General features: G+C 67.6%; 25 protein-coding genes. 18 read left to right on the top strand and 7 right to left on the bottom strand.

What is annotated here, in order from left to right:
- The first annotated feature begins 22 nt into the window (after positions 1-22).
- Positions 23-1,234: a pentapeptide repeat-containing protein gene (locus tag Q0044_RS04975; RefSeq protein WP_298160378.1), complete on the top strand. Its 1,212-nt coding sequence runs from the start codon at positions 23-25 to the stop codon at positions 1,232-1,234.
- Between the two features lie 56 nt (positions 1,235-1,290).
- On the opposite strand, the gene Q0044_RS04980 is transcribed toward Q0044_RS04975, so the two are convergent.
- Positions 1,291-1,758, bottom strand: a complete 468-nt coding sequence (locus tag Q0044_RS04980) for an Hsp20 family protein (protein ID WP_298160379.1) — start codon at positions 1,756-1,758, stop codon at positions 1,291-1,293.
- Between the two features lie 258 nt (positions 1,759-2,016).
- Between Q0044_RS04980 and Q0044_RS04985 the strand changes: the two genes are divergently transcribed.
- From Q0044_RS04985 to Q0044_RS04995, 3 genes are all read left to right on the top strand, one after another.
- The gene (locus tag Q0044_RS04985; protein ID WP_298160380.1) at positions 2,017-2,847 is read left to right on the top strand and encodes a class I SAM-dependent methyltransferase; all 831 of its coding nucleotides are present in this window, start codon (positions 2,017-2,019) and stop codon (positions 2,845-2,847) included.
- A gap of 94 nt (positions 2,848-2,941) precedes the next feature.
- Entirely contained in the window at positions 2,942-3,853 is a 912-nt protein-coding gene (locus tag Q0044_RS04990) for a class I SAM-dependent methyltransferase (protein WP_298160381.1), read from the top strand.
- Positions 3,850-4,875: an alpha/beta hydrolase gene (locus Q0044_RS04995; protein WP_298160382.1), complete on the top strand. Its 1,026-nt coding sequence runs from the start codon at positions 3,850-3,852 to the stop codon at positions 4,873-4,875. The genes Q0044_RS04990 and Q0044_RS04995 overlap by 4 nt, the downstream gene beginning before the upstream one ends.
- Positions 4,876-4,897: 22 nt before the next feature.
- Here Q0044_RS04995 and Q0044_RS05000 read toward each other — a convergent pair whose 3' ends face one another.
- The 4 genes from Q0044_RS05000 to Q0044_RS05015 all read right to left on the bottom strand — a co-directional run bounded on the left by Q0044_RS05000 (position 4,898) and on the right by Q0044_RS05015 (position 7,454).
- Positions 4,898-5,449 (bottom strand): CC0125/CC1285 family lipoprotein, encoded by a 552-nt coding sequence (locus Q0044_RS05000; RefSeq protein WP_298160383.1) that lies wholly within the window; start codon positions 5,447-5,449, stop codon positions 4,898-4,900.
- An 85-nt stretch (positions 5,450-5,534) separates the two neighbouring features.
- The gene (locus Q0044_RS05005) at positions 5,535-6,173 is read right to left on the bottom strand and encodes a LysE family translocator (RefSeq protein WP_298160384.1); all 639 of its coding nucleotides are present in this window, start codon (positions 6,171-6,173) and stop codon (positions 5,535-5,537) included.
- Positions 6,170-7,000 carry a S1 family peptidase gene (locus tag Q0044_RS05010; RefSeq protein ID WP_298160385.1) on the bottom strand — a complete coding sequence of 277 codons (831 nt, stop codon included), beginning with the start codon at positions 6,998-7,000 and terminating at the stop codon, positions 6,170-6,172. The genes Q0044_RS05005 and Q0044_RS05010 overlap by 4 nt, the downstream gene beginning before the upstream one ends.
- Positions 7,001-7,010: 10 nt before the next feature.
- The gene (locus Q0044_RS05015; protein ID WP_298160386.1) at positions 7,011-7,454 is read right to left on the bottom strand and encodes a DUF350 domain-containing protein; all 444 of its coding nucleotides are present in this window, start codon (positions 7,452-7,454) and stop codon (positions 7,011-7,013) included.
- 155 nt (positions 7,455-7,609) lie between these two features.
- Here Q0044_RS05015 and Q0044_RS05020 point away from each other — a divergent pair, with 155 nt between their 5' ends.
- The 3 genes from Q0044_RS05020 to Q0044_RS05030 all read left to right on the top strand — a co-directional run bounded on the left by Q0044_RS05020 (position 7,610) and on the right by Q0044_RS05030 (position 10,495).
- Positions 7,610-8,023 (top strand): (deoxy)nucleoside triphosphate pyrophosphohydrolase, encoded by a 414-nt coding sequence (locus Q0044_RS05020; RefSeq protein ID WP_298160387.1) that lies wholly within the window; start codon positions 7,610-7,612, stop codon positions 8,021-8,023.
- A gap of 22 nt (positions 8,024-8,045) precedes the next feature.
- Positions 8,046-8,222 (top strand): Flp family type IVb pilin, encoded by a 177-nt coding sequence (locus Q0044_RS05025; RefSeq protein ID WP_298160388.1) that lies wholly within the window; start codon positions 8,046-8,048, stop codon positions 8,220-8,222.
- 80 nt (positions 8,223-8,302) lie between these two features.
- Positions 8,303-10,495, top strand: a complete 2,193-nt coding sequence (locus Q0044_RS05030) for a protein-disulfide reductase DsbD family protein (RefSeq protein WP_298160389.1) — start codon at positions 8,303-8,305, stop codon at positions 10,493-10,495.
- Between the two features lie 88 nt (positions 10,496-10,583).
- Here the strand turns inward: Q0044_RS05030 and Q0044_RS05035 are convergent, their stop codons facing one another.
- Positions 10,584-11,051, bottom strand: coding sequence for a hypothetical protein (locus Q0044_RS05035; RefSeq protein WP_298160390.1), 468 nt, complete (start codon positions 11,049-11,051; stop codon positions 10,584-10,586).
- Between the two features lie 77 nt (positions 11,052-11,128).
- On the opposite strand from Q0044_RS05035, the gene pgi reads away from it, so the two are divergent.
- A complete protein-coding gene (gene pgi, locus Q0044_RS05040) occupies positions 11,129-12,733 on the top strand; it encodes a glucose-6-phosphate isomerase (protein WP_298160391.1) in 1,605 nt (534 codons plus the stop codon).
- 30 nt (positions 12,734-12,763) lie between these two features.
- Here the strand turns inward: pgi and Q0044_RS05045 are convergent, their stop codons facing one another.
- Entirely contained in the window at positions 12,764-13,303 is a 540-nt protein-coding gene (locus Q0044_RS05045; RefSeq protein ID WP_298160392.1) for a hypothetical protein, read from the bottom strand.
- A gap of 266 nt (positions 13,304-13,569) precedes the next feature.
- Between Q0044_RS05045 and groES the strand changes: the two genes are divergently transcribed.
- The 10 genes from groES to Q0044_RS05095 all read left to right on the top strand — a co-directional run bounded on the left by groES (position 13,570) and on the right by Q0044_RS05095 (position 24,160).
- Positions 13,570-13,857 carry a co-chaperone GroES gene (gene groES / locus Q0044_RS05050; protein WP_298160393.1) on the top strand — a complete coding sequence of 96 codons (288 nt, stop codon included), beginning with the start codon at positions 13,570-13,572 and terminating at the stop codon, positions 13,855-13,857.
- 55 nt (positions 13,858-13,912) lie between these two features.
- Positions 13,913-15,565, top strand: a complete 1,653-nt coding sequence (groL, locus tag Q0044_RS05055) for a chaperonin GroEL (protein ID WP_298160395.1) — start codon at positions 13,913-13,915, stop codon at positions 15,563-15,565.
- Between the two features lie 121 nt (positions 15,566-15,686).
- Positions 15,687-16,493, top strand: coding sequence for a hypothetical protein (locus Q0044_RS05060; RefSeq protein ID WP_298160396.1), 807 nt, complete (start codon positions 15,687-15,689; stop codon positions 16,491-16,493).
- Positions 16,494-16,555: 62 nt separating this feature from the next.
- On the top strand, positions 16,556-16,837 hold the full coding sequence (locus tag Q0044_RS05065; RefSeq protein WP_298160398.1) for a type II toxin-antitoxin system RelE/ParE family toxin: 282 nt from the start codon (positions 16,556-16,558) through the stop codon (positions 16,835-16,837).
- Positions 16,838-16,844: 7 nt separating this feature from the next.
- Positions 16,845-17,174, top strand: coding sequence for a HigA family addiction module antitoxin (locus Q0044_RS05070; protein WP_298160399.1), 330 nt, complete (start codon positions 16,845-16,847; stop codon positions 17,172-17,174).
- Positions 17,175-17,297: 123 nt separating this feature from the next.
- Complete coding sequence (locus Q0044_RS05075) at positions 17,298-18,239, top strand: SMODS domain-containing nucleotidyltransferase (protein ID WP_298160401.1); 942 nt, start codon at positions 17,298-17,300, stop codon at positions 18,237-18,239.
- On the top strand, positions 18,236-18,736 hold the full coding sequence (locus tag Q0044_RS05080) for a hypothetical protein (RefSeq protein ID WP_298160403.1): 501 nt from the start codon (positions 18,236-18,238) through the stop codon (positions 18,734-18,736). Before Q0044_RS05075 ends, Q0044_RS05080 begins: the two co-directional genes overlap by 4 nt.
- A 356-nt stretch (positions 18,737-19,092) precedes the next feature.
- Positions 19,093-19,599, top strand: coding sequence for a hypothetical protein (locus tag Q0044_RS05085; protein ID WP_298160405.1), 507 nt, complete (start codon positions 19,093-19,095; stop codon positions 19,597-19,599).
- Between the two features lie 86 nt (positions 19,600-19,685).
- The gene (locus tag Q0044_RS05090; protein WP_298160406.1) at positions 19,686-21,167 is read left to right on the top strand and encodes a terminase large subunit domain-containing protein; all 1,482 of its coding nucleotides are present in this window, start codon (positions 19,686-19,688) and stop codon (positions 21,165-21,167) included.
- A 152-nt stretch (positions 21,168-21,319) separates the two neighbouring features.
- The gene (locus tag Q0044_RS05095) at positions 21,320-24,160 is read left to right on the top strand and encodes a M16 family metallopeptidase (protein ID WP_298160408.1); all 2,841 of its coding nucleotides are present in this window, start codon (positions 21,320-21,322) and stop codon (positions 24,158-24,160) included.
- The last annotated feature ends 271 nt before the right edge of the window (positions 24,161-24,431 follow it).

Consider the following 24,431-nt stretch of genomic DNA (forward strand, 5'->3'; position numbering starts at 1 on the left):
CCTTGGACAAGGCGATTTCGACATGTTCGCCGCCGCTCACGAGCGGTTCGTGACCGGCAAGCCCGGCGGGCGCAAATTGTCCCTGAAGTTCGTCGATCTGACGGGGATTTCCATGGCCCACCGGATCCTCGACGACGCCGACTTTTCCGGCTCGGTCCTCGAGAACTGCAACATGGCCGGGGCCCGACTGGAAAGGGCGATCCTCTTCGGTTGCGACCTGCGGGGCGCCGATCTGACCCGCGCCTGCCTGAGGCGGGCCGATATCCGGGGCGCCTGCCTGCAGGGCTCCGACCTTTCGGAGGCCGACCTGACCCAGGCGGACTTCCGCGAAGGCGTGATCGCTGTCCCGCACGAGACCAAGGGTCTCGCCTCGGCTCGCCACGAGACCCGCCTGGGTGTTGCGGATGGAGCCCGGTTCGCGGGAGCGACCCTGGACGGGTCGCGCTTTGACGGCGTCAGCGCCTGCAAGGCCGATTTCACCGACTGCTCCATGCGGGGCGCGCGACTGACCGGCGCCAATCTGAAGGATGCGGATCTGTCCGGCGCCCTGCTCGAAGGCGCCGATGTCGGAGGCGCCAATCTGGCGGGCGCGCGCCTGTGCGGCGCTATCCTGTCCGGCGTGGCCATGGACAGGGCGAAGCTGGACCGGACAGACACGACCGGCGCAATCCGGGAGCCCGACGCGGCGACCATCGCCCGGGCCGAAGACCTCTACCAGATGGCGCTGGACGCCAATGCCTGGGCCGAGAGTGGCGGTGTGCTGGGCGGCCCGGCTATCCTCGACGGCGAGGACCTTCGCCCCCTCGGCGACCGGCTGAAGGGCCTGACGTTGTCGGCCATGAGCGCCAAGGGGGCCTGTCTGGCGGGGCTCGATCTGCGAGGAGCCCAGTTGCAGGGCGCGAATTTCGAGAAGGCGGATCTACGCGGCGCTCTTCTGGGCAAGGCAGACCTGCGCGGCGCCCGCTTCGGCGAGGCGCTGATGACCAAGATCGATCTGACTGCCGCCAATCTCGGCCCCCTGCCCCTGGGACCGAACCGCAGCGTTCCGTCGAGTTTCGGCGGCGCGCGCATGCGATACGCCGAACTGGCTCGCGCTGATCTGTCCAGGGCCAACCTGACGGGCGCCGACATGTCTGGCGCCAATCTGACAGGCGCAAATCTGGACAGCGCGAACCTGACCGACGCCTGTCTTGATCGTGTGACGGGCCTGCGCGCGCCCGCGGTCGCGGCCTGATCAAAAAGGGCGGCCCGAAGGACCGCCCTTTCCATTCAATCACGAGGTGAAGCGGTTCAGGCCGCCTCGCCTTCGATCAGCGTCGCCGACGCCGACGGCGTAGCGATTTCGATGCGCCGGGGCTTCAGGGCCTCGGGCAGTTCGCGTTTCAGGCTGATGGACAGCAGTCCGTTGTCGAGCCCGGCTTCTGTCACAAGGACATAGTCGGCCAGCTGGAAGCGGCGCTCGAAATCGCGCTCGGCAAGGCCGCGATGCAGATAGGTGCGGTTCGCCGCCGCATCGTCATTGGCGGTCTTGCGACCGGTGACGGTGAGCAGGTTCTCCTTGACCTCGATGTTCAGCTCGTCGGGCCTGAAGCCGGCGACAGCGATCTCGATCCGGTAGGCGTTTTCACCTGTCGTCTCGATGTTGTAGGGCGGCCAGCCGGTTTCCTGGCTCGTGCGCGCCGCGCTTTCGAGGAGGCCGGCGAGGCGGTCGAAGCCCACGGCGGAACGATAGAGGGGGGTGAAGTCGATGGTACGCATGTCGATCTCCTGATCATCAGCAAGATTGAACCGTCCCTGCCTCCCAAATCCTGGAAAGCGCCCGGGACGGCGTTGGGGATCAGCCCTGACGGTCCCTGATGGGCCCCGCCTGGTCTGCAAGAGCCCGGGATCGGCGCTCTCGGAAGAACAGGTGGGAAGCCTGAATGCGGCGTCAAGACCCCGACGATTGCAGGATCGTCACTTGCCCGTTTCCGGCTCGTCCCTAAGGTGCCGCAACCTCAGTTTCAGGAGACAATCATGCGCGCGTCGAAACTCCTTCTCACTACGACGATCGGACTTCTGTCGGTGGGCGCAGCCGCTGCCCAGAGCCTGCCGGTTTCCGGCGAGACTCCCGCGCAGCGCGTCGCCCGACGCGAAGCCATGCCGCCGCCGGTCCTTCAGGAGGACGAGGCCTTGCAGGCCGCGATCGGCTCGGATGCGCGTCCTGCCGCCGATGTCGCGCGCGACGCCTATCGCCATCCGTTCGAGACCCTGACCTTCTGGGGATTGACGCCGGGGTCGACCGTGGTCGAGATCGAACCCGGCCGGGGCGGCTGGTGGAGCGCGATCCTGCAGCCCTACGCCGCCGCGACGGGCGGGACCTATGTCGCCGTCAACCGCCCGCTCGAGGGTATGGGGGTCGCGGACGGTTCGGCCGACATGATCGTCGTGGCCCGTGCCTTCCACAATTGGCACCGCTCCAGCCCGCAGCGCACGGGTCCGTATCTGCAGGCCTTTTTCAAGGCCCTGAAGCCGGGCGGGATCCTGGCTGTGGAACAGCATCGCGCGGCCGAGGGGCTGAACGCGGATGCGACCGCACCCTTCGGCTATATCCCTGAATCCTACGTGATCCACGCCGCCCAGGCCGCCGGCTTCGTCCTGGAGGGGCGGAGCGAACTGAACGCCAACCCGCGGGACGATCACGACCATCCGTTCGGCGTCTGGACCCTGCCGCCGGTGCGGACCAGCGCCGCGCGTCAGGGTGTCGCCACGGACCGCGCCACGCCCCTGACGGCGGCGGAACGCGCCGAGTACGACGCCATTGGCGAGAGTGACCGGATGACGCTGCGCTTCCGCAAGCCGGCCTGAAAGACAAGGCTTTGACGGCATTGGCGAACCTCTCTATCCCAAGCCGGTCCGGGGCGGCGTGGCCCTCCGGGCTTCGGCTGTCGGGGGAGTTTTGATGCGGGATCGGGCGCGGATCGGGCGAACGGAGCCGTCGCGTCGGGCCATGCTCGCCGGGGCCGGCGTCCTTCTGATATCTGGCCTGGCGGCCTGCGGCCGCAGGGACGAAACGTCCAAAGATCAGGCCGCACCGTCAGGCCCACCGGAAGGCTCGCTCGAGTGGGCGATCCAGGGGCCGTGGCGCGCTGCCGACCGGCCCCGCGACGTCTACCGCCATCCCTTGGAAACCCTGCGCTTTTTCGGACTGCAGCCGTCGATGCATCTGGTCGAGTTCTGGCCCGGCAGCGGCTGGTACACGGAGATCCTTGCCCCCTATCTGAACAAGGGCGGCGGGGAGTACTACGGCGCGGGTTTCGTTACAGGCGAGGGTGCCAACCCGGCCCAGGCGCAGCTGGTCGCGAATTTCGAGCGCCGCTTCAGCTCGGATCGCAGGCTCTACGGCGATGTGAAGTTCAGCGCCTTCGGCTCGGCGACCGGTCCGGTCGCGCCGGCCGGGACCGCCGACATGGTCCTTTTCATGAGGAACATCCACGCCTGGATGGCGGCCGGGATCGCCGAAAAGGCCTTCGCCGACGCCTATGCGGCCCTCAAGCCCGGCGGGGTCCTCGGCATCGAACAGCATCGCCTGGCCCCGGATCAGGATCAGGATCCCGCCGCCGCGAACGGATATGTCCAGGAGGCGTTCGTCAAACAGCTGGGCGCCGAGGCGGGATTCATCTTCGTCGCCGCCTCTGAAATCAACGCCAATCCGGAAGACACCAAGGATCATCCGTTCGGTGTCGAGACCCTGCCCCCGCGTTTGCTGACGGCGGCCCAGGGCGAGGCTCCGGATCCGACCTTCGATACCGCCAAATACCGCGCGATCGGCGAGAGCGATCGCATGACCTTGAAGTTCAGGAAACCCGAGTGAACCGCGCCGCCGCCTTTGCCGCCAATGCGCCCCTGATGGGCGTGCCTGGAGCCGCTGCTCCTCCGGGAGGAATCGGCGAGTGGTTCCGGGGCGCCGGCGGTCTGCGCCTGCGCGCCGCCTTCTGGACCCCGTCCACGCTGGTCGCTCCAACGCCGCGCGGCACCGTGGTGCTGAGCCCGGGCCGGACCGAACCGATCGAGAAATATTTCGAGGTCATCGGCAATTTCCTCGCACGCGGCTGGTGTGTCCTCGCCCACGACTGGCGCGGTCAGGGCCTTTCGGCCCGTTTGCTTCCCGATCGTCTGAAGGGTCACGCCCGGGCCGTCGAGGAGTTCCAGGACGACTACGCCCGTCTTCTGGATACGTTCGAGGCACGCGCGCCCAAACCCTGGATCATGGTCGGCCACTCCATGGGCGGGGCGTTGAACCTGCTGTGCCTCGAAGCGGGAGAGAGCCGCTTCGCAGGGGCGGTCCTGTCCAGCCCCATGCTGCGCATCAAGACCGGCAAGCGGTCAATGTGGTCGGTGAAACTGGCGGTGCGCTGGAACGTGCGGCACGGCAAGGCCGGAGACTTCGTCCTGGATGACGCGGACGACCCGTTCGACCATACGTTTGAAAAGGACGCCCTGACGTCCGATGAGACCCGTTACGAACTGTGGCGTCAGCAGCTCTATGCCTGCCCGCACCTTGCGGTCGGCGGACCCACCTGGGGCTGGCTGGCCTTCGGTATCGACGCCGGCGAGCGGTCGCTGAAGCCCAAGGCGCTGAAGTCGGTCCAGATTCCCTGCACCATTGTGCAATCGGGCGATGATGACCGGGTCTGGAAACAGACCAACCGCTGGGCCGCAAAACGGCTGGGGCGCGGGCGCTATGTGGAGGTCGATCACGCCAAGCACGAGGTCATCATGGAGACCGACGACCTGCGCGCGATCTTCCTGAACGAGTTCGACGCGATGGCGGATTATGTCTCGCCGATCAACGAACCGGCACTCGCGAAGACGGAAGCCGACGCAGTCGCCTGAGCGCCTGCGTCGGTTCCATGCCTTACATCGGGCGGGTGACGCTGGCGCCGATGTTGGCGATCACCTCGCGGGCGTCGAAGGCATTGGCGTCGCCGGCAGGCTTGGCGCCGCGACCCATCACGATCTCGGTGGTCGCTTCGTAGCGATCGATCTGGCGAACGTCGAAGTCGTCGCGGCCCCAGAAGGGATCGTTCCACCGGCTCCAGCCGCGCGGGCCGAAATAGCGCCACGACGGGCCCCAGAACGGGCTGTAGCGGTTGAAGAACGGGTCGCCCATCGTCTCGAAGCGGGTATCCCGATCGGTGGCGCGGTTGACGGTCGAGAACCAGTCGTAGCCGTTCTCAACAGTCAGTTCTGCGGACCGAAGCAACAGGCCCATCTCGACCTGTTCGCGAGCGGTCACGGAGTTACCCGAGAAGCTGACGCGATAGCGATCTGTTTCCAGTCTTTGCTCGGCATAGCCGCCACGCTGGCCGTTGAAGCCGGCCGGGGCGTAGGCGGTGGAGGTGGCGCAGGCGGCCAGAGCCAGGGCCGAGGCGGCGACAACCAGAAGGGATTTGAGCGACAATGTCATTGGAAGCTCCGAACCGTTAAGCGAAAAATCTGCCAGTTCACCTGAACGGCGCATGAGCAGCGACGTTCCACCATAGTGCAAGCTCCTATAATCGCGAGACAATCAAGACCGCGGCAATCAGAAGCAGGATACCGACAAAGACGCCGAAACCACGCCGGAATTGAGGCTCGCTCATCCGCAGGGCCAGAACGGCTCCGCCGAGACCGTAGGCGCTCATCGTCACGACGTCCATTCCGATGACAGCGGCCGCGAACAGGGCCAGTTGCGGCGCTGCGGGACGGTCTATGTCGAGGAAGGGGGGCAGAACGGCAGTGAAGAACAGCACAGCCTTCGGATTGGCGATCTGCACAAGGAAGCCGTCGACGAAGGCGGGGCGTCGCAGCTGGGTCCGGCCCTCCGTCGAGACGTCGGAAGCCGCAGGCCTGAGCGCCCCCCGGATGGAGGATAGGCCCAGCCAGGCGACGTAGAGGGCCCCGGCGATCGCGATCCAGCGAAACACCTCCGGAAACGCCGTTACAAGGGCACCGAGGCCGAGCGCCGCCGCGCCGAACCAGACCAGGGTGGCGAGGTTCATCCCGGCCACGGCGATCAGCACCGCCTTTTTTCCGCGCTCCATGCCGGTCGCGATGGAGAAAAGATTCGCCGGTCCCGGCGTCACGGCCATGACGGCCATCACGCCCAGGAAGACGAGATAGAGATGGGGATCGACCGGCAGGGTGCTCACGTCGACAGGCAGACCACCTGGGCGACCCGCAGATCGCGACGCAGGTCGTCGGCGACCCGGCCGTAGTTGTCGACTGTGATGGGCTCGCTTTCCAGCCGTTCGTCCGGTTGCTGTTCGCCCCGGATGGCGGGACCCAGGGTGTCAGGCGCGGTTGTGTAGAGTCGTCCCCGGCGCGGTGCCTCGGCGATGGTCAGGGCCACCACCCGACCCCGTCGGTCCAGTACGGGGGCGCCGGACAGCCCCGCAAGAGTGCCTTCCAGCCCCGAGGTGCGTCCGACCTCTGCCCAGGCCAGGACCGGCTCTTCACGGGCCCCCCGGCCCCGGACCTTCAGGGTTTCCCGGCCCAGAAGGCGCGAGGCGACCTCTCCCGGCCGGCCCTGCGGGAACCCGGGATGGAAGGCGCGCTGACCGACGTGCAGCGGCGTGCTGGTCGTGACCGGCAGGGCAGGCGGGCCGCCTGCGGTGATCAGAAGGGCGATGTCGGCCCTAGGCGACAGCCGCACATCGGCCGCGACCGCACGGCCGCCGCCGACGACCAGCGCCGGCCTGCGGCATCCGTCGACGACATGGCGCGCGGTCAGCCATCGCCCGCGTCCGGCGATAGAAAAGGCGGTGCCGGCGACGGGCTGGAACGGCGCATCGGGCGCGGTCACCGTCACGGACGGATCGAAGGGCGTCACGGGTCCGAGCAGGGCGCCCTCCATCTCGTCGGGCGGCGGCGGGGCCGGGGGCGCATCGGCATTCTCGCGCCGGCTCAGCGAACCCAGCACAAGGACGAAGACCACGCTGGAATAGATCAGCCAGTCCGGTGGACGGGGAAAACGCATTCCCGCCGGCTCAGCCCGTCAGGGCGGCGGCGAGGATCAGGGCGGTGGCCAGCTTGGCGGAGACCAGCAGGACGGCGGCCGAGATCTCTCCTTCCTGGATCCGTTGCGGCAGACCGGTCAGGACCAGATCGACGATGCGGAAGGCCAGGAGCTGGAGCACCAGGGTCGCAAGACCCCACAGGGCGATGTCCGCGACCGAGGTCGAAACCGACATCGACACGGCCAGCGGAATGGCCAGGCCCAGCAGAACGCCGCCGAAGGCGACGCCGGCCGCTGCGTTTCCCTCTCGGATCAGGGTGATCTCTTTCCACGGCGTCAAGAGGGCATAGACCACCGCTCCCGCGGCCAGAAGGCCGAAGGTCACCATCAGATGGACGACCAGCACGGGGAAGCCGCTGGCGAAGGCCTGAACTTCCGGGCTCGACAGGGTGTCTGACAGGGACGACGGGGCCATGGCGGGCGGGAACAATCTCACAGTGAAGCCGCCGGGCGTCGACGGAACGAAAGCAAAACTGCTTGCCCGATTGCAGCCCCGATCCGCAAGGACGCGGCGGACACACTGGATGACCAATGATTGCAGGGCCGCGATTTCAGCGGCAAAGGCAGGGCATGACCGACCCTGTTCTGCCGACCGTCCTTGTCGTCGCCGTCGCCCTGATCGACGTGGACGGCCGGGTGCTGATTGCACGGAGGCCCGAGGGCAAGGCCCTGGCCGGTCTGTGGGAGTTCCCGGGAGGCAAGGTCGAGCCCGGCGAACGGCCCGAGGCGGCCCTGATCCGCGAACTGAACGAGGAACTGGGCATCGACGTCCAGGAGGCCTGCCTCGCCCCGTTCGTTTTCGCCAGCCACGCTTACGAATCGTTTCACCTCTTGATGCCATTGTATCTGTGCCGGCGCTGGTCCGGCGTGGTCGTCAAGCGCGAGCACGCCGCCCTGGCCTGGGTGAAGCCGAACAAGCTGTCGGACTATCCCATGCCGCCCGCCGACGCCCCCCTGGTCGCCTGGTTGCGCGATCTTCTCTAGGTTTCGCCCAACGGAGGGCCGAATGACGCGCCTGATCCGCCGGTTCCTGAAAAGCGACAGCGGCGCCACCGCCATCGAGTACGGATTGATCGTGGCGATGATCTTCCTGGTTATCGTCGGCTCCGTCTCCCTGTTCGCGGGCAAGGCCACGGGCACCTTCGACAAGGTTTCGACCGCTGTGAGCGCTGCGACCAGCTGACGCGGTAACCCGGCGGAGCCGTCGGGCGACTGCGAGAGGCGTGGCGGTGACGGCCTGAGGTCGCTAAGGCTGCGCGCCTGATGATCGTGAGCCCGATGCTGCGCCTTCTCGCCCTTCTCGCCTCAGTCCTGCTGTCGACCGCCCCGGTCATGGCCCAGACCCCGGGCGTCAGCCGCGCGTCCGCCGTGGTTCAGCCCGGCCCGCAGCGCACAGTCCGGATCGAAGCCGAGCTTGTTCCGATGAGTCAGTGGGCCGCGCCGGGCTCGACGGCCATCGTCGCCGTGCGTCAGGAAATCGAGCCCGGATGGCACACCTACTGGCGCAATCCGGGCGACTCCGGGGGACCCACCACCCTCGACTGGACCTTGCCGGCCGGCGTTTCCGCAGGCGACATCGTCTGGCCGACGCCCGGACGTCTGCGGCTCCAGGACCTGATGAACTACGGCTATTCCGGCGAGGTGCTGCTGCTGGTTCCGATCGAGGTTCCGGCGGACGCCCGGCCAGGCTCCATTCTGCCCTTGATTGTCCGTGCCCTGTTCCTGGTCTGCAGCGACGAGATGTGCGTGCCGGACGAGCTGACGCTGCGGTTCGACCTCCCGATCCGCAAGGGCGCCGCGCCCCTGGACGCCCGCTTCGGTGCGGCGATCCAGACCGTCGTCGAGACAGCGCCCCGACCCGCGGGCATCCTCGCCCGCACTGCGCTCGAGGGTCGCACCTTGAGCCTGACCGCCACCGGCGGGCCCCTGGCGGGGCTTGAACCCGGCCGGGCCTGGTTCTTCCCGTTCGAGAGCGGCCGGATCGACCATTCCGCGCCCCAGCCGGGCGAACGGGGTCCTGACGGGGTGACCCTGAAGATCGCCATCGGCGGCGCCCTGCCGGCAGAAGGGCTGACCGGTCCGATCGGCGGCATCCTCGTCACCGACGACGGCGCATGGGAGATCGAGGCGAAGCCTGGACCGGCCTTGCCCGGGGCAGGCGGCGGCGGGGCGCTTGACCTGTCCGAACAGCCGGCGGGCGGTGAGGCGGCATCCTGGAGCGGCTTCCTGCAGGCGGCGGCCTTCGCCCTTCTGGGCGGGCTGATTCTCAACCTGATGCCCTGTGTCTTCCCGATCCTGGCCATGAAGGCGGCCGCCCTCGCCGCCGGGGCTCATGCGCCCGCAGAGGCGCGTCGCGATGGTCTGGCCTTCCTGGGCGGCGTGCTGACCACTTTTCTCGTTCTCGCTGGAATCCTTCTCGTCCTGAGGGCCGGCGGGCAGGCCGTCGGTTGGGGCTTCCAGCTTCAGTCGCCGGGAGTCGTGGCCGGGCTTGCCCTGCTGATGGTCGCCGTGGGCCTGAACCTGTCGGGAGTCTTTGATGTCGGCGGCGGATTGCAGGCCGCTGGTTCCGGCTCCCTGTCTCGTCTGCCCGGAGGCACCGGCGCCTTCATCACCGGTGTGCTGGCGGTCGTGGTGGCGGCGCCCTGCACCGCGCCCTTCATGGCCTTCGCCCTCGGGGCCGCACTGCTCCTGCCCTGGCCGATGGCGCTGATGGTCTTCCTGATGCTGGGTCTGGGTCTGGCCCTGCCCTATCTGGTCGTCAGCCTGTCGCCGCGTCTGCTGGCGAGCCTGCCTCGCCCGGGCCCCTGGATGGATCGCCTGAAGGGCCTGCTGGCCTTTCCGATGTATGGGGCCGGCCTCTGGCTGGTCTGGGTCTTCGCGCGGCAGGCGGGGGAAGAGGCGCTGGGCGTCCTGTTTCTCGCCCTCCTGTTCCTCGCCCTCGGCCTCTGGCTGACCGGGATCAATCAGGCCCGTCGCGCGCAGGGCGGGACCGCTGTGATCAGCGCCGTGACCGCCACCTTGGCCGTATTCGCCGCCATCGGCCTGACCGGTGTCGCCGTCATCCAGGCGCGGGCGGAAGGCCGAGACACGGCAACCTCGTCCGGCCCGTTGGCTTCCCAGCCCTGGTCGGTCGAGGCCGTGGCGGCGGCCCAGGCCGAAGGTCGGCCGGTTCTGGTCAATTTCACCGCCGACTGGTGCGTCACCTGCAAGATCAATGAGCGAACCTCGCTGAGCTCGCCCAGGGTCGCGGCGGCTCTTGCGGCGTCGAACGCCGTCTATCTGGTCGGCGACTGGACCCGCCGGGATGATGCGATCACCCGTGAACTTGAGCGCCGGCGACGGTCCGGCGTTCCGCTGTATCTGGTCTACACGCCCGGCTCGGCCGAGCCCCTGATCCTGCCGCAGCTGCTCACCGAAGGCCTCGTGATCGACGCCCTGCAGACCGCGGCCCCCTGAGAGAGCCCCGGCAGGCCGAGCCGTTCCCGATTCCTGCGCCCAGTCCTGCGGATCTTCGAGGACCTGTCCGCAAGGCGCCCGAACGGCCTCAGGACGTCGGCAGGCCGCTCTGGGCGTCGGGCTGCGGCGGCGTCGTGATGACCTCGACGTTGTCGTTCAGCAGATAGGCCAGTTCCGACAGGGCCGTGGCGCGGGCCGCGTCGTCGACGGCGGCCTCGACCGCGGCCACCTTGACCAGGATGTCTTCGGAGATGCCGCGCAGAATGCACTTCAGGTCGCCGTCGGTGCCGCGCTCCTTGAGGATCAGGTGGGCCTGCATGTCGAGGGCGGCCAGTTCTTCGGCGCGGTCGCGGAAGGCGGCGAAGTCGGCCGGCACGCCATTCCAGCGCTCGACGACGGTCTTCAGCGCCCCGGCGCGACTGACGATGTCAGCGAACAGGGGCTCGGATGCGACCGAGATCGGGGCCCCCGCGACGGCGACCGGCTCTGCGGCGGCCAGGGCCACATTGGGGTCGCTGAGCAGGAGGGCGGCGGCGATGGCGATGCCACAGGACATGGTGAACGACCTTTTCGCGAATCGGCGATTGAACCGGTCTACGCCCCACCCGTAAACGAGACCTTGATTAAGGGGACATGAGCCGAATGACCGACTGGACCGCCTTCGACGCCGCCGCCGCGCGGGACGCCGATGCCCGCATCATCGACCAGTTCGCGGCCGATCCGGATCGCCTGGCCCGGATGTCGGTCGAGGGGGCGGGGCTGTATCTCGATCTGTCCAAGCAGAGCTGGACCAGAGACGGGTTCGAGGTCTGTCTCGACCTGGCCCGCTCGGCCGGGGTTGAAACGGCGCGAGGCCGGCTGTTCGACGGCGAGGCGATCAACGTCACCGAAGGCCGCGCCGTCTTGCATCCGGCCCTGCGCGCGGTCAGGGGCTCCGATTTCCACGCGCTGGGTGAAGCCGTCTCGGCCGAGGTCGACGCCGTCCGCGCCGACATGGCCGCCTATGCGACCGCCGTCCGCTCGGGCACCGAGACGGGCGCGACCGGCAAGGCCTTCAAGGCCATCGTCCACATCGGCATCGGCGGCTCGGATCTCGGGCCTCGCGTGGTCTGGGACGCGCTTCGTCCGCTGAACCCCCGGATCGACCTGCGTTTCGTCGCCAACATCGACCCCCGCGATATGGCCGAGGCTCTCACCGGACTCGATCCGGAAACCACCCTGGTCGTCGTCGTGTCCAAGACCTTCACGACCCAGGAAACCCTCGCCAATGCCGAGGCGGCCAGGGCCTGGCTCGCCGCTGGTCTGCCCGAAGCCGGCCGGGACAGGCATTTCATCGGCGTCACCGCCGCGCCCGACAAGGCCAGCGCCTTTGGGTGCGCCCGTACCTTTGCCTTCCGCGACTGGGTCGGGGGACGTTACTCCCTTTGGTCGGCGGTCAGCCTGAGCTGCGTTATCGCTCTGGGTCCGGATGTCTTCGAGGCCATGCTGGCCGGGGCCGCCGCCATGGACGATCATTTCGTCTCCGCCCCGCTGGAACGGAACGCTCCCGTCTTGATGGCCCTGGCCCAGATCTGGAATGTCGACGGCCTGAACCGGCCCGCTCGCACTGTGGCGCCCTACGCCCACGCCCTGCGTCGCCTGCCGTCCTTCCTGCAACAGCTGGAGATGGAGTCGAACGGCAAGCGGGTCCATCGCGACGGCTCGCCCGTGACACGGCAGACCTGTCCCGTGGTCTTCGGCGAGCCCGGGACCAACGGCCAGCACGCCTTCTTCCAGCAGATCCACCAGGGGCCCCAGGTCGTCCCGGCCGAGTTCGTGATCGTGGCGAAGACGCAGGCCGACACGCCGGAAAGTCCCCTCTGGTCCAACGCCCTGGCCCAGGGTCAGGCCCTTATGCTGGGCAAGACGACAGAGGCGGCGCGGGCTGAACTTCTGGCCTCGGGTGCGGACGCCGCCGAGGCGGACCGGCTGGCGACGCACAAGACCTTTCCCGGCAACCGGCCTTCGACCGCCATCGTCATGGACCGTCTGACGCCGGAGACCCTGGGCGCCCTCCTGGCCCTCTACGAGCACAAGACCTTCGTTGAGGGGGTGATCTGGGACATCAACTCCTTCGACCAGTGGGGGGTGGAGCTGGGCAAGGTGTTGGCCAGGGCGATCCTGAAGGACGTCGCGGACGGCGGCCCGTCGGCGTCTCTCGATGCCTCGACGGCCGCCTTGCTGACCCGCCTGATGTAGAAACGGGCCCCGAAGGGCCCGCTTCCGATTTCAGTAGTTGCGCCAGCGGCGGTCATCGCGCCGGTCGTCCCGGCGATCGTCGCGCCGATCCGAACGCCAGTCACGACGGTTGTCCCGTCGGTCGTCGCGACGATCCCAGCCGCGCTCGCGGCTGTTGATGCCGTGCTCGCGCTCCCAATGGCCGCGATTGCGCCAGCAGCGCCCATCGCGCCAGTAGTCGCAGTCCTCGCGATAGCCGCCGCCGTAGGAGTACCCGGGCGAATAGGAATAGCCGTAGCTGCCGCCATAGGAGCGGTATCCCCGCCGGTCGTCATCGCTGGCTGCAGCGGCGCCCAGGGCGGCCCCGGCGAGGGCACCGCCGGCCACATAGCGATCGTCGCCGTCGCCGATCACCGCGCCCGCGATTCCGCCGACAACGGCGCCGACCAGCAGACCGGCGACCACATCGCCGTCGTCGTCCCGGTCATGACGGTCGTGACCGCGTCCATAGTTCTGGGCGGCGGCCGGCATGGCGGCGGCGCTCAATGTCAGGGCGGCGGCGCCCACGGCGATCATTCGAAACATCTTCATCATCTCACCCTCCAAGACCGTCACCGAAACCTGCTCCCGCGATCCGGGCGACCGCGACTGACGAAACCTATTGCTGCGCTTGTGAACCTGAACGATCGAGCCGAAATCCCGTTCATCTGGCGTTCATCGCGGCTGCGTGCCTTGACGGTCCCGACCCCGGCGCCTACTTGCACCTCGCGTTAGCACTCGCGAGGCCCGGCTGCCAAAACGGCCGACGCCCAGGGGGCTACGAGGAAACCTTAGAAGTCTCATCGGAGAATACACAGATGGCGTTTCGTCCTCTCGGCGACCGCGTGCTGGTCAAGCGCGTGGAAGAAGAATCCAAGACCAAGGGCGGGATCATCATCCCCGACACCGCCAAGGAAAAGCCCCAGGAAGGCGAAGTCGTCTCGGTCGGCCCCGGCCTGCGTGACGAGACCGGCAAGGTCAACGCCCTCGAACTGAAGGCCGGCGACCGCATCCTGTTCGGCAAGTGGTCGGGCACCGAGGTCAAGCTCGAAGGCGAAGACCTTATCATCATGAAGGAATCCGACGTCCTGGGCGTGCTTTCCTAAGCACCCGACGTCCACCTTCTCCATCACATACGTATAGAAACAGGAGCTGCCCTCAATGGCTGCCAAGATCGTACAGTTCAACACCGATGCGCGCGACAAGATGCTGCGCGGCGTCAACATCCTCGCCAATGCCGTCAAGGTGACCCTGGGTCCCAAGGGCCGCAACGTCGTGATCCAGAAGTCCTTCGGCGCCCCGCGCTCGACCAAGGACGGCGTCTCGGTCGCCAAAGAGATCGAGCTGGAAGACGCCTTCGAGAACATGGGCGCCCAGATGATCCGCGAAGTCGCTTCGAAGACGAACGACAAGGCGGGTGACGGCACCACCACCGCGACCGTCCTGGCGCAATCGATCGTGCAGGAAGGCCTCAAGGCCGTCGCCGCCGGCATGAACCCGATGGACCTGAAGCGCGGCATCGACAAGGCCGTCACGGCCGTCCTCGCCGACATCAAGGCCTCGGCCAAGAAGGTCGAGAACAACTCCGAGATTGCCCAGGTCGGCACCATCTCCGCCAACGGCGACGCCGAAGTCGGCGAGATGATTGCGAAAGCAATGGAGAAAGTCGGTAATGAAGGAGTCATTACTGTCGAAGAAGCGAAGACTGCGGAGACTGAACTCGACGTCGTCGAGGGCATGCAGTTTGATCGGGGTTACTTGAGCCCCTACTTCATCACCAACGCCGACAAGATGGAGGTCCAGCTCGAGGATCCCCTCATCCTGCTGTTCGAGAAGAAGCTGTCGTCGCTTCAGGCCATGCTCCCGATCCTGGAAGCCGTGGTCCAGTCGGGCCGTCCGCTGCTGATCATCGCCGAGGACATCGAGGGCGAGGCCCTGGCCACGCTCGTCGTCAACAAGCTGCGCGGCGGCCTGCGCGTAGCCGCCGTCAAGGCTCCGGGCTTCGGCGACCGCCGCAAGGCCATGCTGGAGGACATCGCCGTCCTGACCGGCGGCCAGGTCATCTCCGAAGACCTCGGCATCAAGCTCGAGAACGTCACCCTCGACATGCTCGGCAAGGCCAAGAAGGTCACCATCACCAAGGACGACACCACCATCGTGGACGGCGTCGGCGGCAAGGATGAGATCGAGGCCCGTATCGGCCAGATCAAGAAGCAGATCGAGGACACCTCCTCGGACTACGACAAGGAAAAGCTGCAGGAACGTCTGGCCAAGCTGGCCGGCGGCGTCGCGGTCATCCGCGTCGGCGGCTCGACCGAGGTCGAGGTCAAGGAAAAGAAGGACCGCGTCGACGACGCCCTGAACGCCACGCGTGCCGCCGTTGAAGAAGGCATCGTCCCCGGCGGCGGCATCGCCCTGCTGAAGGCGACCAAGGCGCTTGAAGGTCTGAAAGGCGACAACGCCGACCAGACCGCCGGCATCGCCATCATCCGTCGCGCCATCCAGGCCCCGATCCGCCAGATCGTGGAAAACGCCGGCGTCGAAGGCTCGATCGTCGTGGGCAAGGTGCTGGACAACAGCTCCCCGACCTACGGCTTCAACGCCCAGACGGAAGAGTACGGCGACCTGGTCGCCATGGGCGTGATCGACCCGGCCAAGGTCGTCCGCACCGCCCTGACCGACGCCGCCTCGGTGGCCTCGATCCTGATCACCACCGAAGCCGCTGTGGCCGATGCTCCCAAGAAGAGCTCGGGCGGCGGCGCCGGCGGCGGCATGGGCGGCGGCATGGGCGGCATGGGCGACATGGACTTCTAAGTCCGGTTTCCTAGCCCAGACCGTTCAATGGTTGAAACCCCCGGCTGGAAACAGCTGGGGGTTTTGCTTTGTCGCTTATGCCGCTTTAGTCATAGTCACAGGGATTCGTCGGGGGACTTTCATGGCGCGACCAACCTTTCGCGATTCGTTTGTCAGGGCGCTTGAGGCGGCAGGAGGGCGAGCAAGCAACACAGCGCTTCGCGCCACGCTTGATTGGCCGGAAGATCGGTACTGGAAGATTCACTCAGAACTGTTCGACGACGCCGTAATCGAGAAAGGCCGTGGTTATGGCGGAACAGTAATTCTAGCGACGAACCAAGCTGAAGAAGTTGCACCGCAAGCGGTGGTCGAGACCACGACAGTAGTAGCGACTGCCGTGACCGAGACGGCGATCGCATACGCCCGCGAACTCGACCTGTACGAACCTGCCAGGAAGGCCATCGACACGCATTGGGCTCAACGGCGCCAGCTTGATAACTCCCACTGTGAGATCACCGCGATGCAGGGTCGTCGCGAAACGGGCGGTAGCTGGACGCGACCGGATCTGATCGTGATTGGTTCTCGCAAATACGAATTTCTGCCCCAGAAGATTTTCGAGCTCGTCAGCTTTGAAGTGAAGCCGGCGTCTGACGTATCCATCAAAGGCGTGATGGAAGCACTCGCTCACAGAGAGGCGGCAACCCGCTCGTACGTGCTCTATCATACTGATGGCGAAGAGTTTTCGACCTTCCCGGAATACACTCGCATTACCGATCTAGCGGCCAAGCATGGCATCGGGGTGTACTCCGCTCGCGATATTGCCGACTTCGACCAGTGGGCCGAAGTCGTGCCAGCCCAGCTCGCCAATCCCGACCCGGAAGTCGTGGATACATTCCTTCGCCGGACGCTTTCGGACGAAGGAAAGACCAAGCTACGCAAGTGGTTCTAGGTGCTCAGATGGGCATTGGGCCCGAAAGGGCGAAGTTGTAGCGCAACGCGCTACAAACCGTTATGATCCAGAGCTGGAAATCCCGCGAGGCGCAGTCCGTCTTCGAAGGCCGCGCGCCCAAGGGCTTTCCGGCCGATCTGGTTAAGGCGACGCGGCGGCGGCTGGAACGGCTCGACGCTGCGATCACCGTCGAAGATCTTCGCGTGCCGCCCGGACACCGGCTGCACAGACTGAGCGACGACCGTGCGGGACAGTGGTCGATCAGCGTCAACGACCAGTTCCGCATCTGCTTCGTCTGGGGCGATCACGGCCCGGAACAGGTCGAGTTCGTGGACTATCACTGAGGACGTCATGCCCGATTCAAACAGCGCCCACGACTACACCGCCTTCGCCGAGCCCCTGTCCCATCCCGGCGAACATCTGCGCGAGGACTTTCTGCCCGACTACGGCCTGACGCCCGGCGCCCTGGCCAAGGCCATGGGGTTGAAGGACCGGACGCGGATCGAGCGTCTGGTGCGCGAGGAACAGGCCCTGACCTCGGACACCGCGCTCAGGCTGGCGCGGGTGTTCGGGACCACGGCGGAGTTCTGGATGAACCTTCAGACGCAGCACGACCTGTCGAAGGCGGCCATCGCCGCGCGGGACGAGCTGGCGGCGATCCAGACGCTGAAGGTGGCGTGATCTCAGCCGGCGTGATCGACCCGGCCAGAGCGTTCGCGCCTAAGCGGGCGGTTATCCACGCGTATTCACCGTTTGTTCCGCGCGCAGCTTCCTAGACTCGGGCCGGGCGGGTATCATCGGTCCATGAACGCACTGGTTCCCTGGAACACCTTCGGACTTCCCTACGGCATTCCACAGGCTGCCCCTCCGGGCTGGCTGCACGTCGCCGCGCGGTTTGCCCGCCTGCTCGAAGGGATCGGTGTTCCTCAGTCCAGTATCGACGACGGGATGACGAAGGCGCTCGGGATCGTCACGGTACTGAACAAGGCCTATTGGCCACGTGGATGGAGCGAGGCTCCGGGCAAGCTTGTTGGTTCTTGGGGCAAGCATACCCGAGTGCATCCATCGGGCGACCTTGACCTCCTCTACCTCCTGCCGCCGGAGGTTTTCGACCGGTTCGCGATGCGCCAGGGCAACCGGCAGTCCCAGCTTCTCCAAGAGATGAAGGAGACGTTGAAGGCCACCTACCCGCGCACCGATCTTCGGGGTGACGGTCAGGTGGTGGTGGTCGATTTCTTCTCCATCAAGGTCGAAGTGGTGCCCGCGTTCCTCGCCGTCGGCGGCGGCGTGGTAACTTGCGACACGAACACCGGCGGGCGTTACCGGGTCTCCGATCCAGCAGCCGAGGTCGCCAGCCTTGACCGGGCCGACCGCACCACCTCTGGCCGGGCGCGGGCGTTGGTTCGCCTGATGAAGCTCTGGAAGCGAACAAGCGGTGTCGATATCCCCTCCTTTGCGTTTGAAATTCTCGCCGTCGAGTTTCTCGCCACCTACGAACACGCCCATCAACCGTGGTGGGACTGGCTCGTGCGTGACTTCCTCGCGTTTCTGCACAGTCGCTCGGACACATGGATATGCTTCCCGGTGACGGGCGAACCGTATTGGCTTGGTCGTCAGTGGGGACCTGCCGCAATGAGAGCCTTGCGAGCGGCGGAGGCAGCCTGCGCCAATGAGCAGCTAAACTTTGACGGCCTTGCCGCAGACCAGTGGTGCGCGGTCTTCGGTCGCCGGGTCCTCGGCTCATGACGGCACCGCCGGACCCGACGGCAGCTCTGGCCTTGGCGCTGCGAGACCAAGCGGAGAATGCCAAGTACTCGGCTGCTGCGCTCTACCTCTGGGTCCACGTCCTGAACTGCGTCTTGGTCGTTTTCACCGCCGCCCAAATCATCCTCGCAGCCCTTGCCGGTTGGAAAGTTCTCGTGAGAGAGGACGAGTTTATTGCCGCCGTTTTCGGGCTTGGGGCAGCAATCCTGCCGGCGCTTTCAAAGGCACTGAAGGTCTCGGAGATCAAGGCCGCAGCGCAAGGCGGAGCGGCGGAATATACCGCGCTTCGTGACAGGTTCACTCGGTGTGCCGACATTGACGGCGCTAGGCCCTTTGCCGAGTTCTCGGCCGTCGCGGCCCCATTGTTCGACCGTATGGATTTGGCAAGAACGACCCACGCTCCCGCGCCTGAATTCATCTTCTGGCTCGCGCGATGGAAAGTTCGATCCGGCCACCTTGATCACGACCACCGTTCCTAGGTTGCCCGGGCATGACTCGTGGCGCTTGGTTCGAGTTTGCCCCCCATGCCCACTCCCGTCCGCTCCGCCTCCAAATCCGCCGACGGCAATCTCCCCCGGCCCCGAACCGCCAACACCGCCAATCTGATGGGTATCGGGCGGCTGTGCGCGCAACGGCGGCGCCTCGACCTTCGACTTTTCAGGGGCTTGCGGGAAAATGACGCGGTCGAGTGCGCCTTCATATCCGGGCCCCTGATAATGCGGGGATGGAAAACACAGCACAGACGAGCGGGCGTCTCAGGCGCTCTGTGGTCACCTCACACCGGAGCGAGGATCCGCGGCCGGAGGGTCAGAGGCGACATCGGACCGGGTATTTCGTGGCCGGGGAACGGGTCTGGAAGCGGATCGAGATCGAGTTCTCGGCCGGGGCGACGGCGGAATGGCTGTCGGTCAAATACGGGCCGGCAGTGCGGACCATCGGCGCGCGGGCCAAGGCGGGCGGCTGGCGCAAGAAGGACATCGCCCTGAAGGCCGACGCGGCCTGGGACGAGGTCGAGGACGAAGAGCGGCTGGCGGAGGAGACGCGGGCGGCGGTGCGGGCGGCGTCGGACACGGCGGCGGCGGGGCGGGCGGCGGTCAAGGCGGCGATCCGGGAGGCGGGCGAGGCAGAGGCCGAGGCGGTTGATCTGGAGCGGGCGGCGGCGGCGGCCCGGGCCGGGGCTGTGGCGGCGATGGAGAAGGGCGACCCGCGTCTGGCGCAGGAGTTCCTGAAGCTGGCGCGGATGCTGGAGGGGGAAGGGGACGGGGAGGGGTATGCGGGGCCGTCGCCGCAGGATGCGGCGGCGCTGGCCTATGTGCTGGAGCGGCTGGAGGCGAGAGGGTGAAAGGCAGGGCGTGGGGGAAAGAACCCCTCCGTCTCGTCGGCTCTCGCCGCCGATCCACCTCCCCATCGCCCTCCGGCGATGGAGAGGTGACGAGGGCGCGTACGATCGTCGCGGGTGAGGCGTGGGTGGAGGCCGCGCACAAGGGTCAGAAGGTGCCTGAGGGGGACTGGCGGACCTGGGTGTTTCTGGGCGGACGGGGGGCGGGGAAGACGCGGGCGGGGGCGGAGTGGGTTTCGGATGTGGCGGCGCGGCTGGGGGCCGGGGGGCGGATCGCCCTGGTGGGGGCGACGCTGCACGATGTGCGCGCGGTCATGGTCGAGGGGCCGTCGGGGCTGATGAGCCTGCCCTACCGGACGCCGCCCCGGATGGAGAGTTCGCTGCGGCGGCTGGTGTTTCCGGGCGGGGCGGTCGGGGTGATGCTGTCGGCGGCCGAGCCGGAACGGCTGAGGGGGCCGCAGTTTCATGCCGCCTGGGGGGATGAGTTCTGTGCCTGGGAGCGGGCGGAGGAGGCGTTGGCGATGTTGCGGCTGGGGGTGCGGCTGGGGTCGCCCTGGGCGGAGAGGTCGCCTCGCCCCCTCCGTCTCGCCGGCTGTCGCCGTCGATCCCCTCCTCCGATTGCCTCCGGCGCTCGTTCGTCGACCCCATCGCCCTCCGGCGACGGAGAGGTGACCCTGGCTCAAGCAGTGAGCGACCGCTTAGCCTGTCCTCGGGCCGATCAGAGATCGGACCCGGGGGCGAGCGATAGCCAACAAGAATGGACGCCGCGCCTTCTTCTCACCACCACGCCGAAGCCGTTGGCGGTGTTGCGGCGCGTGTTGGCGGAGGACGGGACCGTCAGGACCCATGCGCCGACGGGGGCGAATGCGGAGAACCTGGCGGAGGGGTTTCTGGAGGCGATGCAGGCTCTGTACGGCGGGACGCGGCGGGCGGCGCAGGAGCTGGACGGGGTGGTGCTGGAGGCGGAGGGGGCGCTGTTCACCTCTGTGGAGATGGCGCGGGCGCGGGCCCTGGGGCGGAGCTGGATGCTGGGGGGGGTGAGGGAGGGGTACGAGCGGACGGTGGTGGCGGTGGATCCGCCGGTCGGGACATTGTCGGGCGAGGGCGGGGACGCCTGCGGCATCGTGGTGGTCGCGCGGGCGGCGGGGACGGCCTGGGTGCTCGACGACCGCTCGGTCCGGGGGCTGTCGCCGGCGGGGTGGGCGGCGCGGGTGGCGCGGACGGCGAAGGACTGGGAGGCGGCGTTGGGCTGTCCTGTGCGGGTGGTGGCCGAGGGCAACCAGGGCGGCGACATGGTCGAGGCCGTGCTCAAGGGGGCGGGGGTGACGCAGGTCGTCAAGCGGGTGCAGGCGAGGGTCGGCAAGCGGGCGCGGGCCGAGCCGGTGGCGGCCCTGTATGAACAGGGGCGGGTCGGCCATGTCGGCGAGCTGACCCTGCTGGAGGAGGAGCTGCTGGGGATGGGGGAGGCGGGGGGATCGAGTCCTGACCGGGCGGATGCGCTGGTGTGGGCGGTGACGGACCTGCTGATCGAGGGAGGCGGGCCGGTTCTGGCGCGGGCCCGGGTGCTGTGAGACCGGTTTGTGACTCTGTGGTCATGGTCGGGCGCAGACCCGGGTGCTGTGAGACGGGTTTGTGACTCTTTGTCCATGTTCGGGCGCGGGCGATTGCAGACGCAGAGGCGAACGTTAATGTTCGCCGCTTCAGGAATAGGACTGTTACCTTTATGCGTCTTCGCTCCGTCTCCCTCGCCGCCCTTCTGGCCGTGATCGCCCCCGCTGCGCCGGTTCTGGCCCAGACCTCCGCGGCGCCGGTCGCGGCGACCACGCCCCGGGCCGCCGAACTGGCCGCCGCCCCGGTGTCGCAGCTGGTCTCCGAGGTCGATATTCCGTGGACGCGGTTCACCCTCGACAACGGGCTGACGGTCATCGTGCACGAGGACCGCAAGGCGCCGGTGGTGGCGGTGTCGGTCTGGTACAATGTCGGCTCCAAGGACGAGCCGGCCGGATCGACCGGCTTCGCCCACCTGTTCGAACACCTGATGTTCGGCGGGTCGGAGAATGCGCCGGGCTCCTATCTCGGCCGGATGCGCAACCTCGGCCCGTCGAACCTGAACGGCACGACCTGGTTCGATCGCACCAACTATTTCCAGACCGTCCCGACCCCGGCGCTGGAACAGGCCCTGTTCCTTGAAAGCGACCGCATGGGCTATCTGCTCGGCGAGGTCGGCCAGGACGTGCTCGATCTGCAGCGCGGCGTGGTCCAGAACGAGAAGCGCCAGGGCGACAACCAGCCCTACGGCATGTTCGAATACGCCCAGCTGGAAGCCCTCTTCCCCGAAGGCCACCCCTATCGCCACTCGACCATCGGCTCGATGGCCGACCTGGACGCCGCCAGCCTCGAGACGGTGCGCAACTGGTTCCGCGAGAACTATGGCCCGAACAACGCCATCGTCGTCCTGTCGGGTGACATCGACGAGGCCACGGCGCGGCCGCTGATGGAGCGCTATTTCGGCGCGATCGCGCGCGGCCCGGTCAACACCCCGGCCGAGGCCGACGTCCCGACCCTGGCCGCCCCGATCGTGGCGACCATGCATGACCGGGTGGCCACGACCCGCCTGACGCGCAGCTGGGCCGTGCCCGGCCTGCTCAGCGACGACGCCGTGCCCCTGTCGGTCGCAGCCTCGGTTCTGGGGGGGCTGGCCTCCTCGCGCCTCGACAACCTGCTGGTCCGCGACGAGCAGACCGCGGTCCAGGTCTCGGCCTCGCTGTCGGACTTCCACCGCGTCGGCATCTTCGACATCTCGGTCAATGTGAAGCCGGGCGTGGACGCCGCCGAGGTGAGCCGTCGCCTCGACGCCATCGTGGCCGACTTCATCGCCCGCGGCCCGACCGAGGAAGAGGTCGCCCGCGTCGCCACCCAGTATGTCTCGGGCCGGATCCAGAGCCTGGAACAGGTCAACGGCAAGGCCAACGTCCTGGCCGAGGGCCAGCTCTATGCGGGCGATCCCGACCACTACAAGAAGGACCTGGCCGCCTATGCCTCGGTCACCCCGGCCCAGGTGACGGCGGCCATGCAGCGCTGGCTGACCCGGCCGGTGTTTGACATGACCATCTCGCCCGGCGAGCGCGAGGCCTATGTCGAGGCCGCCGCCAGCCCGTCGGGCGCCGCCCCGGCCCCGGCCGCCGAGATCCAGCGCGTCGCCCGCGATCCGATGCCGGCCATCGGCCAGGTGCCGGATCTGGAGTTCCCCGCCGTCGAGCGCACCGCCCTGTCGAACGGCATCAAGGTCGTCTACGCCCACGTCGACACCGTCCCGGTGACCCGCGTGGCCGTGGAGTTCGATGCCGGCTACGCTGCTGACCGCGCCGACCGTCTCGGCGCCCACGCCATGATGCTGGACCTGCTGGACGAGGGCACCACGACCCGCGACGCCAACCAGCTGGCAGAGGAAGAGGAACGTCTGGGCGCCTCGGTCAATGTCGGGGCCTCGATGGACCGGACCTCGGCCGACCTGTCGACCGTGACCGCCAACCTCGCGCCGTCCCTGACCCTGCTGTCGGACGTGGTGCGCAACCCGGCCTTCGCCCCGGCGGAGATCGAGCGTATCCGCGCCGCGCGCCTGTCGGGCCTGGCCAGCGAGAAGACCAACCCGAACGCCATCGCCGCCCGCGCCCTGCCGCCGCTGATCTATGGCGAGAACAGCCCCTATGGCCGGTCCTTCACCGGTTCGGGCGACGAGTCGACCCTGACGGCCCTGACGCGCGCCGACCTGGTCGCCGAGCACGACGCCTGGGTGCGTCCGGACAATGCGACGATCTTCATCGTCTCGGACCTGCCGCTGTCGCAGGTGACCACGCAGCTGGAAGCCGCCTTCGGCGACTGGCGCGCGCCCGCGACGGCGAAGGGAACCAAGGACTTCGCCGACGCGGCCGTGCCGACCCCGACCAACCGGATCGTCCTGATCGACCGTCCGCAGTCGCCGCAGTCGCTGATCTACGGCGGCGCCGTCCTGCCCGTCTCGGGCACCGACGATCTGCTGGCCCTGAACGCGGCGAACGTCACCCTCGGCTCGGACTTCCTGTCGCGGATCAACTCGGATCTGCGCGAGACCAAGGGCTGGTCCTATGGCGTGCGCGGCGGGGTCAACGCCCTGGAACACCGCGTCCCCTATATCGTCAACGCCCCGGTCCAGGCCAACCGCACGGGCGACTCGGTCGCGGCCCTGATCGCCCAGTACGACCGCTTCCTGGAAACCGAGGGCGTCCAGCCGACCGAGCTGGAACGGACCATCAACGGCAACACCCGCTCGCTGGCCGGCGGTTTCGAGACCTCGGGCCAGATCCTCGGCGCCCTGCGCTCCAACGCCCTGTTCGGCCGTCCCGACGACTATCAGGCGACGCTGGCCAGCCGCACCCGCGCCCTGACGGCGGCCCAGATGGACGCCGCGGCGCGTCAGGTCATCAAGCCCGACCAGTTCGTCTGGGTCGTGGTCGGCGACGCCTCGGTGGTCCGCCCGCAGCTGGAGGCCCTCGGCCTGCCGCTGGAAGTCCGTCCGGCCCAGTAGTCGACCGAACCTCGGTGATCGAAATGGAGGGGCGGCGAGCGATCGCCGCCCCTTTTTTCACGGGACGCCACGGACTGTGAGGCACCGGCGGAAGCCGGGCCTGCGTCCGCGACACCGCGCGAAAGTGGACGTGCTGGAGGTCCGGGATGGGTGGTGGGCTCAACCGGTGAACGCAACACGCTAGCTTTTCTTCGGAGATGGAGCGTGGGCGATGAAGCAGCGGCGGCGGATCTACTATTCGGCGGCTCAGCGGGCTGAAATCTGGGATCGC

It is taken from the genome of Brevundimonas sp. (assembly GCF_027484365.1).
Lineage (GTDB): Bacteria > Pseudomonadota > Alphaproteobacteria > Caulobacterales > Caulobacteraceae > Brevundimonas.